6 protein-coding genes and 1 pseudogene are annotated in these 13,895 nt (G+C 69.5%); 5 read left to right on the top strand and 2 right to left on the bottom strand.

Going from position 1 to position 13,895, the window contains the following annotated elements:
* Nucleotides 1-15 precede the first annotated feature (15 nt).
* The 3 genes from argH (at nt 16) to AVAK2825_RS05670 (ending at nt 4,094) form a co-directional block, all read left to right on the top strand.
* Nucleotides 16-1,485, top strand: a complete 1,470-nt coding sequence (argH, locus tag AVAK2825_RS05680; protein WP_284395004.1) for an argininosuccinate lyase — start codon at nt 16-18, stop codon at nt 1,483-1,485.
* An 84-nt stretch (nt 1,486-1,569) separates the two neighbouring features.
* Entirely contained in the window at nt 1,570-2,535 is a 966-nt protein-coding gene (locus AVAK2825_RS05675; RefSeq protein ID WP_502870495.1) for a Bug family tripartite tricarboxylate transporter substrate binding protein, read from the top strand.
* Nucleotides 2,536-2,618: 83 nt separating this feature from the next.
* Nucleotides 2,619-4,094, top strand: coding sequence for a rhomboid family protein (locus tag AVAK2825_RS05670; protein WP_284395000.1), 1,476 nt, complete (start codon nt 2,619-2,621; stop codon nt 4,092-4,094).
* A gap of 118 nt (nt 4,095-4,212) precedes the next feature.
* Here the strand turns inward: AVAK2825_RS05670 and AVAK2825_RS05665 are convergent, their stop codons facing one another.
* The gene (locus tag AVAK2825_RS05665; RefSeq protein ID WP_284394998.1) at nt 4,213-5,550 is read right to left on the bottom strand and encodes a tetratricopeptide repeat protein; all 1,338 of its coding nucleotides are present in this window, start codon (nt 5,548-5,550) and stop codon (nt 4,213-4,215) included.
* A 113-nt stretch (nt 5,551-5,663) separates the two neighbouring features.
* Here AVAK2825_RS05665 and AVAK2825_RS05660 point away from each other — a divergent pair, with 113 nt between their 5' ends.
* Nucleotides 5,664-6,497, top strand: a complete 834-nt coding sequence (locus AVAK2825_RS05660) for an SGNH/GDSL hydrolase family protein (RefSeq protein WP_284394996.1) — start codon at nt 5,664-5,666, stop codon at nt 6,495-6,497.
* 194 nt (nt 6,498-6,691) lie between these two features.
* On the opposite strand, the pseudogene opgC reads toward AVAK2825_RS05660, so the two are convergent.
* Nucleotides 6,692-7,666, bottom strand: a pseudogene (opgC, locus tag AVAK2825_RS05655) (OpgC domain-containing protein); the annotation flags it as partial.
* Nucleotides 7,667-7,909: 243 nt separating this feature from the next.
* Between opgC and AVAK2825_RS05650 the strand changes: the two are divergent.
* On the top strand, nt 7,910-13,891 hold the full coding sequence (locus tag AVAK2825_RS05650; protein WP_284394994.1) for an alpha-2-macroglobulin family protein: 5,982 nt from the start codon (nt 7,910-7,912) through the stop codon (nt 13,889-13,891).
* Nucleotides 13,892-13,895: the final 4 nt, after the last annotated feature.

Genomic DNA, 13,895 nt, shown 5'->3' with positions numbered 1-13,895 from the left:
GGATTATTGCCCTCCATGTCCACCAGCCCCGCCTCCAGCCCAGCGTCCGCCCCCTCCCACAACCAGCTCGACACCAAGGCCCAGGCCTGGTCGGCGCTGTTTTCCGAGCCCATGAGCGACCTGGTCAAGCGCTACACGTCGAGCGTGTTCTTCGACAAGCGCCTGTGGCAGGCCGACATCGCCGGCAGCCTCGCGCACGCCGACATGCTTGCCGCGCAGGGCATCATCTCGGCCGCCGACCACGCCTCCATCCAGCGCGGCATGGCGCAGATCAAAGAGGAGATCGAATCCGGCGCCTTCGAGTGGAAGCTCGACCTGGAAGACGTGCACCTGAACATCGAGGCGCGTCTCACGCAACTGGTGGGCGACGCCGGCAAGCGCCTGCACACCGGCCGCAGCCGCAACGACCAGGTGGCCACCGACGTGCGCCTGTGGCTGCGCGGCGAGATCGACCTGATCGCCGATCTGCTGAAAGAGCTGCAGGTGTCGCTGGTGGATGTGGCCGAGCAGAACGTGGAGGTGATCCTGCCCGGCTTCACCCACCTGCAGGTGGCGCAGCCGGTGAGCTTCGGCCACCACATGCTGGCCTACGTGGAGATGTTCGCGCGCGATGCCGACCGCATGCAGGACGTGCGCCGCCGCGTCAACGTGCTGCCGCTGGGCGCCGCCGCCCTGGCCGGCACGACCTACCCGCTGGACCGCGAGCGCGTGGCAAAAACCCTGGGCATGGACGGCGTGTGCCAGAACAGCCTGGACGCCGTGAGCGACCGCGACTTCGCCATCGAGTTCACCGCCGCCGCCAGCCTGTGCATGGTGCACGTGAGCCGCCTGTCGGAAGAACTCATCATCTGGATGAGCCAGAACTTCGGCTTCATCAAGATCGCCGACCGCTTCACCACGGGCTCGTCGATCATGCCGCAGAAGAAAAATCCCGACGTGCCCGAACTGGCGCGCGGCAAGACCGGCCGCGTGGTCGGCCACCTGATGGGCCTCATCACGCTGATGAAGGGCCAGCCCCTGGCCTACAACAAGGACAACCAGGAAGACAAGGAACCGCTGTTCGACACCGTGGACACGCTGAAGGACACGCTGCGCATCTTCGCCGAGATGGTCGGCGGCCAGCCGAACCCGGCCACGGGCAAGAAGGAAGGCGGCATCACCGTCAACGCGCCGGCCATGGAGCAGGCCGCGCTCAAGGGCTACGCCACCGCCACCGACCTGGCCGACTACCTCGTCAAGAAGGGGCTGCCGTTCCGCGATGCGCACGAGACCGTGGCCCATGCCGTGAAGGCCGCCGTGTCGCACAACGTGGACCTGTCGGAGCTGCCCCTGGCCGTGCTGCAGGGCTTTCACCCGCAGATCGAAAAGGACGTGTTCGACGCCCTCAGCCTGCGCGGCTCGCTCAACGCCCGCAACACGCTGGGCGGCACCGCGCCGGCCCAGGTGCGCGCCCAGCTGGCCCGCCACCGCGCCCGCCTGGCCTGATTGCTGCTCACCTCCCCCCGTCTGCACACTTTCACGGAGCCCACCATGCATCGTTCTTCCTCGCGCCGCCACTGGGTCTTGCGCATGGCCCGCGCCGCGGTCTGGTTGGGCGCCACGGCGGTCGCCGCCGTGGCCTCGGCCCAGACGCCGCCGGCCGGCCCGCCGATCCGCATCCTGGTGGGCTTTCCGCCGGGCGGGGGCACCGACGCGATCGCGCGGCTGCTGTCCGACAAGCTCAAGGACGAGCTGGGCGCCCCGGTGGTGGTGGACAACCGCCCCGGCGCGGGCGGGCAGATCGCCGCCCAGGCCCTCAAGGCCGCGCCGGCCGACGGGCACACCGTGTTCCTGTCGCACGACCACACCATCTCCATCCTGCCGCAGGTGGTCAAGCACCCGGGCTACGACCCCGTGCACGACTTCGTGCCGGTCGGCGGCGTGGCCACCTTCGTGAATGCCTTTGCCGTGTCCGGCGCGTCGCCGGCCAGGTCGTTCAACGACTACGTGCAGTGGGTCACCACCCAGGGCGGGGGCAAGGGCGCGGTGGGCATCCCGGCCCCGGCCTCCACGCCGGAGTTTCTGGTAAAGCTCATCGGCGAGAAGTACCGCATCGACCTGGTGGCGGCGCCATACCGCGGCAGCGCGCCCATGATCGCCGACATGCTGGGCAACCAGATTCCCGCCGGGGTGGCCTCGGTGCAGGACTTCATCGAAAACCACAAGGGCGGCAAGGTGCGCGTGCTGGCCGTGCTGGGCACCCAGCGCCAGGCCGCGCTGCCGGATGTGCCCACGTTCGACGAGTTGGGGCTGAAAGGCTTCGAAGACCTGCCCTACTACGGCTTCTACGCGCCCACCGGTACGCCGGCTGCGTTCGTCACCCGCTTCTCGCAGGCGCTGGCCAAGGTGGTCGCCCAGCCCGACGTGAACCGGCAGCTCACGGCCCTGGGGCTCACGGTGGCGTCGATGACGCCCCAGCAACTGGCGGCGCGCCAGCAGGCCTACACCCAGGCCTGGACGCGCATCATCCAGCGCAGCGGCTTCGTGCCCCAGTGAGGGTTGCGTGCTTTCCTGCCGCGGCGCCGCAGGCCGGCCCGCGGGGCCCGGCGTTGCCTGCCTTGAGGTGACGCAGGCCTGCCATGTTCTATGCCATCCCGCTGGACAACCGCCCCACCTGGCGCAACCCGCCATGGATGACGGTGCTGATCATTGTGGTGAACCTGCTGGTCTTCTGGGGCCCGCAGCGCTGGGAGGCCAAGGCCGTGGACCGGGCGGCGCAGGTCTATCTGGACAGTCCCTTGCCCGGCATCGAACTGCCGCCTTTCGTGCAGTGGCTCAAGGACACCGGCCACCGCGATGCCGAGCGCGCGCAGCGCATGCTGGCGACGCACCGGGAGCACGCACTGCTGCGGTGGATGGAGCACGAGGAGGGCTTTCAAAAGCGCCTGCACGCCGGCCTGGTCGTGCGCGCGGACGACCCGCAGTACGCCGACTGGAAGGCCGCCCGCGCCCGGTATGAGGCGGCGCTGCCCGAGCCTTTCACCCGCCGCTGGGCGCAGAGCTACGAAAAGGACGCGCCCCCGCGGCCCGTGACCTGGATCACCGCCGCTTTTCTGCATGCCAGCACGGGCCACCTGCTGGGCAACATGGTGTTCTTGTTCCTGTTCGGTTGCTCCGTCGAGCTGGCCCTGGGGCGGTGGCGGTACCTGGCCTTCTACCTGCTGGGGGCCGTGGGCGGGTCGCTGATGGCCGGGTGGGCGTATGCAGGCCAAGGCAGCTACGGCCTGGGAGCGTCCGGTGCGGTGTCGGCCCTCATGGGCATGTACGCGGTGCTGTACCGGCTGCGCCGCGTGCGGTTCTTCTACCAGTTGTTCTTTTATTTCAACTACGTCACCGCGCCCGCGCTGCTGCTGTTGCCGGCGTGGATCGCCAACGAGTTGCTGCAGCACTGGCTCAGTGGCCGGGGCGTGGCCTACATGGCCCACCTGGGCGGGCTGCTGACGGGCGCCGCGCTGATGTGGGGCGCCGGGCTGTTACGGCGCAAGGCGATCGAGGCGCCGCCGCCCGAGGCAGCCGCCGCGCCGGACGACGGCTTCGATGCCCATGTGGCCCAGGCCCGGCAGTCGGCCCAGGCGATGCAGTTCGAGCGCGCCCTGGTGCAGTGGCGGGCGGCGGCGCAGTTGCGCCCGCGCGATGTGCCGGTGCTGAGCGCCTGGTTCAAGACCGCCAGCCTGTGGCCGGCGGGCGAGGATTTTCACCGCGCTGCCCGCCGCATCTTTCGGCTGCCGGGGCAGGACGCCGCCACGCTGGACTTCCAGCACGCCAGCTACCGCACCTACCTGGACCATGCCCGGCCCAGCGCCCGCCTGGTGCCCGACGACATGGCGGGCCTGGCGCGCCGCTTCGTGCGTGCGGGGCAGTGGAGCGACGCCGAGAAGCTGCTCACGGCCCTGCACCGCACCGCGCCGCAGCATGCGGCGCTGGGCGAACTGGTGGGCATGCTGGTCACGGCGCTGCTGCAGTCCGGGCGGCGCGAGCAGGCCATGGCCTGGCTGCCGCAGTTGCAGCAACTGGCACCCGGCAGCGCGCCGCTGCGGCTGCTCGAAGGCCGGTAGGGCGGGCCGCCTGCCAGGCAACCCTGGATTTGAAGCAAAAACCCGTTCCAGCACAATCAGTACTAGGGCGTATTGCTATTAATTCAGTAGCAAATCGATGGCGCCTGCCTGCGTCGCCTCAAGGCGTGGAGGGCGCTTCGCCGCCTGCCGCCGGCTGCGGCAAATGGGCGCGCAGCAGCCATTGCACCTCCGCCACCGAGGGGCTGTCCGCATGCCGCGCCTGCAGGGTGGCGAGCACCTTGAGGGCCATGTCGGGGCGGTTCATGCCCTGCAGCAGCACGCGCGCGACCAGTTCGTAGGCCTTGGGCACCAGCGCATGCCCCTTGAAGCGCCGGTCGAACCCGCCCAGCAGCGCGATGGCCTGCCTGGCATCGCCGCCGTTCCACGCGGTGTTGGCCAGGGCCAGGGTGTGGCCCGCGTCGGTGATCACGAACTGCGCGTCGCGCTCGCGGCAGGTGAGGAACGCCTTGAGCGCCTCGGTCGTCTGGCCCGCGTTCAGCAGCAGCGGGATGAAGCGCTGGGCATGCAGCAGCAGGGTGTCGGTCTTGTCGGTCAGCGCCAGCACGCGGTGGTAGCGGCGCTGGGCGGGCAATTCATCCCCATGCATGCGCTGGTCTTCGTAGGCCGTGCCCAGGGCACCGGCCAGGTCGCCGTCGGTGATCTGCTGGGCCACCAGCGCGTCGGTCGCCTCCTGCGCGATCTGCCGGGGCGTGCGCCGGTCGGGCGGGGCATCGTCGTCCAGCCCGCCGCCGGGCAGCAGGTCGATGCCGAAGGCCTCGTGGTTCTGGTACATGGCGTAGCCCAGCAGGCTGCACATCACCCAGCCGAAATAGATGAACAGCCAGTTGCCCAGCGGCAGCAGCAGCCAGCCCTTGAACAGCGGCATCAGCAGCGCCAGCGCGATGGCTGCGCCCTGGCTGAGCAGAAACAGGAAAAAGCACAGCAGACCGTAGGGCCAGCCGATGATCCGCACCACGCCCCAGGCGGCGGCAGGGTTCAGCGACGCGAACAGGCTGCCCGTCTGCACCAGCAGGATCATGGTGGCCGGCAGCAGGAAGCTCACGGCCAGCCAGGCGAGTTCCGCCAGGCCCGTGCTGACCCGCTGCAGCCAGCCCACCACGATGCCCTGCACCAGCAGGATGCCGAACAGCTTCCAGGGCAGGGCAGTCCATTCGTCGTCCAGCCGGTCGGGGAAATCCTCGGCGCGCTGCAGGCCGCGCGAGCCCATCGCCACCACCTTGAAGCCGTAGCGCGACGCGGCCAGCAGGATGCCGACCTCGATGAGCAGCACGGCCAGCACGTCCGGCAGGAAGAACAGCACGCCGTACAGCATGCTGCACACGGCCAGCACGGTGCTGTAGAACAGCGGCTTGCGCTGCAGGGGGAAAGCGAAGAACTGGTTGAGCCGGTGCCAGAACGGCACAGGGCCCGCTGGGGCCTGGGAAGCGGAAGACATGTCGATGGAAACCCGGCGGCCGGTGTTGGTGTAAATTTGTAAAAATTGTATGCTTGCGGAACGCGGGCCAGCACAATCGCTCACACGCCGCTGCAGTCCTTTTTGGAGTCGCCATGCATTCTCTTCGGGCTTTCCCGACGCGTTCCCTCGTGACCCTGGCCCTGGCCTGTGCGGGATTCGCCGCCCAGGCGACCCCCGCCGACTCTACCGCTCCATCGGCGGTTGCCACGTCGCCCTCGGCCTATGCGCGCTGGCAGTCCAGCATGGACGCCTTCGCCGCAGCCGACAAGGAACGGCTCCCGCAGGCCGGCGGCGTTCTCTTCGTCGGCAGCTCGACCATTCGTTTCTGGACCGACGTGGCGGAGGACTTCCGCCAGTTGCCCGTGGTGATCAACCGCGGTTTCGGCGGCTCCACCATGGCGGACTGCAACCATTTCGTGAAAAACCTGGTGCTCCAGTACCGCCCGCGCCATGTGATGGTCTATGCCGGCGACAACGATCTGGCCGAGGGCCGCACGCCCGAGCAGATCCTGGAGAGCTTCCGCTCGTTCGTGCAGACGGTACGCACCGAACTTCCCGACACCCGCATCAGCTACATCTCCATCAAGCCCAGCCCTTCGCGCGTGGCGCTGATGCCCCAGATGCAGCAGGCCAACACCCTGCTGGCGCAGTACGTGCGCACGGTGCCCAACAGCGACTACATCGACGTCTTCTCGGCCATGCTCGATGCCTCCGGCCAGCCGCGCGCGGAACTCTTCGGCCCCGACCGCCTGCACATGAACGATGCCGGCTACGACCTGTGGCGCACGGTGATCGGCGCGTTCGTGGCGCCGGCCCCCGCGATGCAGGCGGGCGGCGCTTCGCCCACTACCGCCACGGCCGCCATGCCTGCCGCCACGGTGGCCACCGGCAACCCCGCACTGGTGCGGGTGAGCACCGGGCGCTGAGCCGCGCTCGGGTCGTCCCGGCCGGCACCGGCGCCGCCTGGCGGCAGTGCGCCGCTGGCCCCCGCGGCTGAGGGGCCGCCGCCGGCATCGGGTGCGGGCTGCACCGGGCGACCATCGTCGTTGGGCGGCTTGTCCACCCACAGGCTCACGCGGGCCACGGCATAGAGGGTAGCAAAACAGGCGATCAGCAGGGCGATGTCCTGCGGCCAGGGCCGCTCGTAGTCCGCTCCCATGAACACCAGGGTGAGCAGCACCACCACCAGGTGGGCGCAGAACACCGGCAGCGAAGCCGCGCCCAGGGTTTCCAGCCAGTGCTGGCGCGGCAGCTTCGCCGCCAGCGCCGGCCCGAAACGGATGGTCAGCGCCGTGAGGGCCATCAGGTCGATCAGGCGCAGCGGGCCCAGAGCCCATTTGTCGAACAACAGGTTGAGCTGCGGGTTGGCGTCTCCGAACGGCACCTGGCCGACCACATGCCGCCACACCATGCACACCACGGCGATGGCGCCGGCCACCCACAGCGACCAGCGCGGGAAATCGAACGGCGGCGCCTCGGGGTCGTTGCGGCTCGCGCCCATCCACAGGCCCAGCACCCACAGGAACTGCCAGCTCCACATCACGAAGGCGCCGGTTTCGGTGAAGGGGATCGGCATGGGCAGCACCGCCGCGAAGCCGTCATAGAACCAGCGCGACAGCCCGAACTGCGCCAGCAGCCACAGCAGCACGCTGCCGGCCATGATCGGCGCCCAGCCGCGGCGCAGCGCGAACGTCATCAGCCAGGGGCTGGCCAGCATGAACAGCACGTACAGCGGCAGGATGTCCAGCAGCGGCGGTTCGTACACCAGCAGCAGCCCGCCCACCAGGGCCTCCAGCGGGTGCAGCAGGTAGAAGGTCATCATGCCCTTGATGGCGGGCTCGTCCACACGGATGCCGATGAAGGCGATCACCGTGAACAGGAACAGCAGCGTGGCCGCCTGGCAGCCATAGATCTTGAGGGCGCGGCGCCAGAAGGCCTGGCGCATGTCCGCCACGGTCTTGCGCCAGGCGAGCCGGCCGTAGACCATGCCGGCCATGTACGCCGAGAGCAGCACGAAGCCCTCGGCCGCCGAGACGAAGCCGAACGGCTGCCCCAGCGGCTGCGTGAGCCGGGTGGGCAGGTGCGTGACGGTCATCAGGGCGAGCATCAGGCCCCGGACGGCATCGATTTCCCAGCGGCGGGTGGAGGAGGGGGGGGGCATGGGCGCGCCCGGGGTGGAATTGAAACCATTCTCACGGAGCGAGGGGGGCGGGCGGTGTAGGCCATTTACAACTGCGTCACTGCGCTGGTGGTTCGCCGCCTGCCGATGGGCTACGCTGCCGGGTTCGAAAGGGTGCCGGTCCGTTGGGCCGGGCCCGTCGCCGTTTTTGCAAAAGCCATGACAACAACAACGCATTCCTTCCGCGCCCTGGCGCTGGCCTTGGCCCTGGGCGCGGCCGCCCAGGCCCATGCCCTGTCCATCATCAGCTTCTCGCCCCAGGGCGAGGTGTCCCGCGTCCGGCAGGCGGTGGCCAAGTTCGATGGCCCAGCGGTCAATTTCGGCGATCCCAAGGCCCCGGCCCCGCTCTCCGTGAGCTGCTCCGACGCCGAAGCCGGCCAGGGCACGGGCCGCTGGACCAGCGAGCGCGAATGGGTCTACGACTTCAAGAGCGACCTGCCGCCCGGCGTGCGCTGCACGGCCCAGGTGAAGTCGGGGTTCAAATCGGCGGCCGGCGCCGAGCTGTCGGGCACGAAGAGCTATGCATTCAATACCGGCGGCCCGTACGTTCAGAACATCCGCCCCGGCACCTACCAGCCCATCGACGAAGAGCAGTTCTTCATGCTGCAGTTGAATGGCCCGGCGACCCTGGCCAGCGTGCAGGCCAACGTCTGGTGCGTGGCCGACGGCGTGGGCGAGCGGGTTCCGGTGCGCCTGATCGAAGGCGCCCAGCGCGAGGGGCTGCTGGCCTCCCAGGGCCTGGACAAGACAGCCGCCAAGGAGCCGCTCAAATACGTCACCCTGGCCTGCAACCGGCGGTTGACCTCGGGCGGGCGGGTGCAACTCGTCTTCGGCAAGGGCGTGGCCACGCCGAGCGGCGTCGGCAACACCATCGAAAAGCGCTACGAGTACAAGGTGCGCGAGCCCTTCGCCGCCGATTTCCGCTGCGAGCGTGAGAACGCCCAGTCGGCCTGCCTGCCGATCCGCCCGATGTTCCTGTCGTTCAACGCACCCGTGCCGCGCAAGCTGGCCGAGGCGGTGCGCCTGCGCTCGGACAAGGAAACGCTCAAGCCCCGGATCGACGGCGAGGGCGATGGCGACACCGTGGTGAACGGCGTGCGCTTCGACCCGCCCTTCACGGCGCAGACGGCTTTCACGGTGCAGTTGCCCAAGGACTTCAAGGACGCTTCGGGCCGCACGCTGCGCAATGCCGACAGCTTCCCGCTCAAGGTGGGAACGGGGGCCATGCCGCCCCTGGCCAAGTTCGCCGCCTCGCCGTTCGGCGTGGTCGAGCGCTATGCGGAGGGCCCCAAGGAGCCCGCCTTGCTGCCGGTGACCTTGCGCAACGTCGAGGCCGCGCTCAAGATCCAGGGCCTGGAAGCCGGCAAGCCCGCCGATGGCGCGGCGCCCGCCAAGGTGAGCACCCTGCAGCCCGGCAGCGACGCCGACATCATTGCCTGGTACCGCAAGGTGCGCCGCTACGACGGCTACCTCGTGAGTCGCAAGAGCGCCCGCCGCGACGTGAAGGGCGCGCTGCCTGCTGCGCTGGAGAGCGACAGCAGCGAGTACGTGCAGTCGCGCATGGTCTCGCTGCTGTCCGGCCAGGGCGGAGTGAAGACGCTGGACCTGCCCAAGCCGGTCAACAACGACCCGCGGCCCTTCGAGGTGGTGGGCATTCCGCTGCCCACGGGCTTCCATGTGGTGGAGATCGCCTCGCCGCTGCTCGGCAAGTCGCTGCTGGACGAACGCCACGGCGAAGGCCGCACCATGTACGTGCGCACTTCGGCGCTGGTGACCAACCTGGGCGTGCATTTCAAGCTCGGCCGCGAGAATTCGGCCGCCTGGGTGACCACGCTGGACAAGGGCCAGGTGGTGGCGGGCGCCAAGGTGCGCGTGTCCGACTGCAACGGCCGCGAACTGGCCACGGGCACGACCAACGCGCAGGGCGTGGCGCTGTTCGACGGCCTCTCGCCCGAGCCGCCGTCCTGCCAGGGTGACGATGGCGGCGAGCAGGCTTACTTCGTGAGCGCGCGCGCTCCGGGCGCCGATGGCGTGCAGGACATGGCCTTCACCTGGAGTGACTGGCAGCGCGGCATCGAGCCCTGGCGCTTCAACCTGCCCACCAGCATGGAACCCCGCCCCGACGAGCGCGCCCACACCGTGTTCGACCGCACCCTGCTGCGTGCCGGCGAAACCGTGTCGATGAAGCACCTGCTGCGCACCGAGAACCGCAAGGGCTTCGGCCTGCCGGACGAGCAGCCCGACACCCTGGTCATCACCCACGTGGGCAGCGGCCAGCAATACACGCAGGACCTCACCTGGCGCAAAACCGCCACGGGGGGCCTGAGCGCCGAGAACACCTTCGCCGTGCCCCCCGCCGCCAAGCTCGGCGTGTACCAGGTGCAGTTGCAGGGCGGCTCGCACAGCCGCAACAGCTTCGAGTCGGGCCAGTTCCGGGTCGAGGAGTTCCGCCTGCCCGTGCTGGAAGGCCGCATCACGCCCACCGACAAGAAGCCCCTGGTGCGCGTGCGCTCGGTGCCCACCGACGTGCAGGTGAACTACGTGGCCGGTGGCGGCGCCGCCAACCTGCCCGTGCGCGTGTCGGCGCTGGTGCGCGGAAAATCCGCCCAGTGGAGCGATTTCGACGCCTTCAGCTTCATGCCGCCCAACCAGCGCGGCGCGCAATCGCAAAGCCATAGCGACGACGAAGAAGCGGCCGCCGGCCAGGACGCCCGCGTCATCGCCGACAAGCTCGCGCTGACACTGGACAAGAACGGGGCCGGCAAGCTGGCCATCGACAACGTGCCCCTGGCGCGCCGGCCGCAGGAGCTGGTGCTGGAGGCCACCTACGCCGACCCGAGCGGCGAGGTGCAGACGCTGCGAAGCACGCAGACCCTGTGGCCCGCTGCCGTGGTGGCGGGCATCAAGACCGAAGGCTGGGTCTCCGCCGCACAGAAGATCCGCTTCCAGGCGCTCGCGCTGGGGCTGGACGGCAAGGTGCAGGAGGGCGTTCCGCTGCAGGTGCAGGCCATCGCCCGCATCACCACCACCAGCCGCAAGCGCATGGTGGGCGGCTTCTACAGCTACGACAACAAGACCGAGACGAAAGACCTGGGCACCGTCTGCACGGGCAAGAGCGATTCGCGCGGCCTGCTGCTGTGCGAGACCAAGCTCGAAGAAGCCGGCGAAGTGGAGCTCGTGGCCACCGCGCGCGACAAGGACGGCAACACGTCCGAGGCGGCCTCGTCCGTCTGGGTCACGCGCCAGGGCGAGATCTGGTTCGGCGGCGAAGACCACGACCGCATCGACCTGCTGCCCGAAAAGAAAACCTACCAGCCCGGCGAGACCGCCAAGCTGCAGGTGCGCATGCCGTTCCGCCACGCGACGGCGCTGGTGAGCGTGGAGCGCGAAGGCATCATCGACACGCGCGTGGTGCAGCTCAACGGCCAGGACCCGACCGTGCAGGTCAAGATCGAGGAGGGCTGGGGCCCCAACGTCTACGTGAGCGTGCTCGCCCTGCGCGGCCGCTTGCGCGAGGTGCCGTGGTACAGCTTCTTCACCTGGGGCTTCAAGGCGCCGACCGAGTGGTGGAGCGCCTTCTGGTACGAGGGCAAGGAATACGTCGCGCCCACCGCCATGGTCGATCTGTCCAAGCCCGCCTACCGCCTGGGCGTGGCCGAGATCCGCGTGGGCACGCAGGCCCACCAGATCCAGGTGAAGGTGGTGGCCGACAAGGAAAGCTACCCCGTGCGCGGCAAGGCGCAGGTCACCATCACCGCCACGCTGCCCGGCGGCAAGCCCGCGGCCGGCGCCGAGGTGGCCCTGGCCGCCGTGGACCAGGCGCTGCTGGAGCTGATGCCCAACACCAGCTGGAACCTGCTCGATGCCATGCTGCAGCGCCGCTCCTGGGGCGTGCAGACCTCCACCGCGCAGATGGAAATCATCGGCCGGCGCCACTACGGCCGCAAGGCCGTGCCAGCGGGTGGCGGGGGCGGCCACAGCCAGGCGCGCGAGTTGCTCGACACGCTGCTGCTGTGGCAGCCCGCGATCCAGCTCGATGCCAACGGTCAGGCCAAGGTGACCGTGCCGCTCAACGATGCACTCACCACGTTCAAGATCGTGGCTGTCGCCGATGCCGGCACGGGCCTGTTCGGCACCGGTGCGACCCAGATCCGCGCCACGCAGGACCTGCAGATCATCAGCGGCCTGCCGCCGCTGGTGCGCGAGGACGATCAGTTCCGAGCCCAGATCACCCTGCGCAACACGACGCAGGCCGCGATGAAGGTCGAGGTGGCCGCCCGCGCCACCCTGCTGCAGCTGGACAAGCAGAGCGTGGACATCCCGCCCGGCGAATCCCGCGAGGTGGCCTGGACCGTGACCGCCCCCGCGCAGCTGGCGCAGACGCGCACCGAGGCCATCCTGTGGGAGATCGAAGCCCGCGACACGGCGGGCGCCAACGGCGCGCGCGACGCGCTCAAGGCCACCCAGCGCATCATCCCCGCGGTGCCGCTCACGGTGCAGCAGGCCACGCTGGTGCAGGTGGACGGCAGCTTCAACCTGGACGTGAACCCGCCGGCCGATGCGCTGCCGGGCCGCGGTGGGCTGAAGATGTCGCTGCAGCCCAAGCTGGCCGAAGGCCTGCCGGGCGTGCGCGACTGGTTCGCCAACTACCCCTTCGCCTGCCTGGAGCAAAAGACCAGCAAGGCCGTGGGCCTGCGCGACGGCACCCTCTGGCAGACCGTGGTGGCGCAATTGCCCACCTACCTGGACGCCGATGGCCTGGCCAACTACTTCCCGCCCCAGGCCGGCAGCGCCAACCGGGGCAGCGACACGCTCACCGCCTACCTGCTGTCGGCGGCGCACGAAGCCGCCAGCCTGCATCCCGAGTTCGCCCTGCCGGACGAAGCCCGTGCCGCCATGGAGCGCGGCCTGACCGCGTTCGTGGAAGGGCGCATCCAGCGCGACTTCTGGAGCCCGCGCAAGGACCTGGACATGCGCAAGATCGCGGCCATCGAGGCGCTGTCGCGCTACGGCAAGGCCTCCGGCCGCATGCTGGGCAGCGTCACCATCGCGCCCAACCAGTGGCCCACGCACACGGTGATCGACTGGCTGAACATCCTCAAGCGCGTGAACGACGTGCCCCAGCGCGACCAGCGGCTGGCCGAGGCCACGCAGGTTCTGAAGGCCCGCCTGAGCTACCAGGGCACCAAGCTCATCTTCAGCACCGAGCGCGACGATTACTGGTGGTGGCTGATGCAGAACGGTGACGTCAACACCGCCCGCCTCATGCTCGCGGTGATGGACGACCCGGCCTGGAAGGACGACATGGGCCGCCTGGCCAACGGCTTCATCAGCCGCCAGCAGAACGGCGCATGGCACACCACCACCGCCAACCTGTGGGGCGGCCTGGCGCTGGAGAAATTCAGCGCCAAGTTCGAGGCCACGCCCGTCGCGGGCGTCACCCGCGCGGCCCTGGGCAGCGGCAACGCCAGCGTGGACTGGGCGAAGGTCGAGCGCGTGAAGGCGAGCGACGCCACGGGCGCGGCGCACCAGACCACCTGGTTCGGCGCACCCGCATCGCCCGGCAACTTCAAGAACAACAGCATGTTCCTGCCCTGGTCGGCCACGGGCGGCAAGGAGAACCTGGCGGTCACCCACCAGGGCACCGGCAAACCGTGGCTCACGCTGCAGTCGGTCGCGGCCATTCAGCTCAAGGCGCCGTTCGCGGCCGGCTACGCCATCAAGAAGACCATCACCCCGGTCGAGCAGGCCGTGCCTGGCAAGTACACGCGCGGCGACGTGCTGCGCGTGACGCTGGAGGTGAACGCCAGCGCCGACATGACCTGGGTGGCCCTGACCGACCCGATCCCGGGCGGCGCCACCATCCTGGGCAGCGGCCTGGGGCGCGATTCCGAGATCGCCACGCAGGGCGAGAAGCGCTCTGGCAGCGCCTGGGCGGCCTTCGAGGAGCGCAGCTTCGAGGCCTACCGCAGCTACTACGAGTACCTGCCCAAGGGCACCATCAAGGCGGAATACACCGTGCGGCTGAACAACGTGGGCGACTTCGCGCTGCCCCCGAGCCGCGTGGAAGCCATGTACGCGCCCGAGATGTTCGGCGAGACGCCCAACGCCCGGGTGAAGGTGGAAGCCGCCGCCCGCTGAGCGG

This window comes from Acidovorax sp. SUPP2825, assembly GCF_030158995.1.
Lineage (GTDB): Bacteria > Pseudomonadota > Gammaproteobacteria > Burkholderiales > Burkholderiaceae_C > Paracidovorax.
This window is presented reverse-complemented; position numbering and strand designations above follow the sequence as displayed.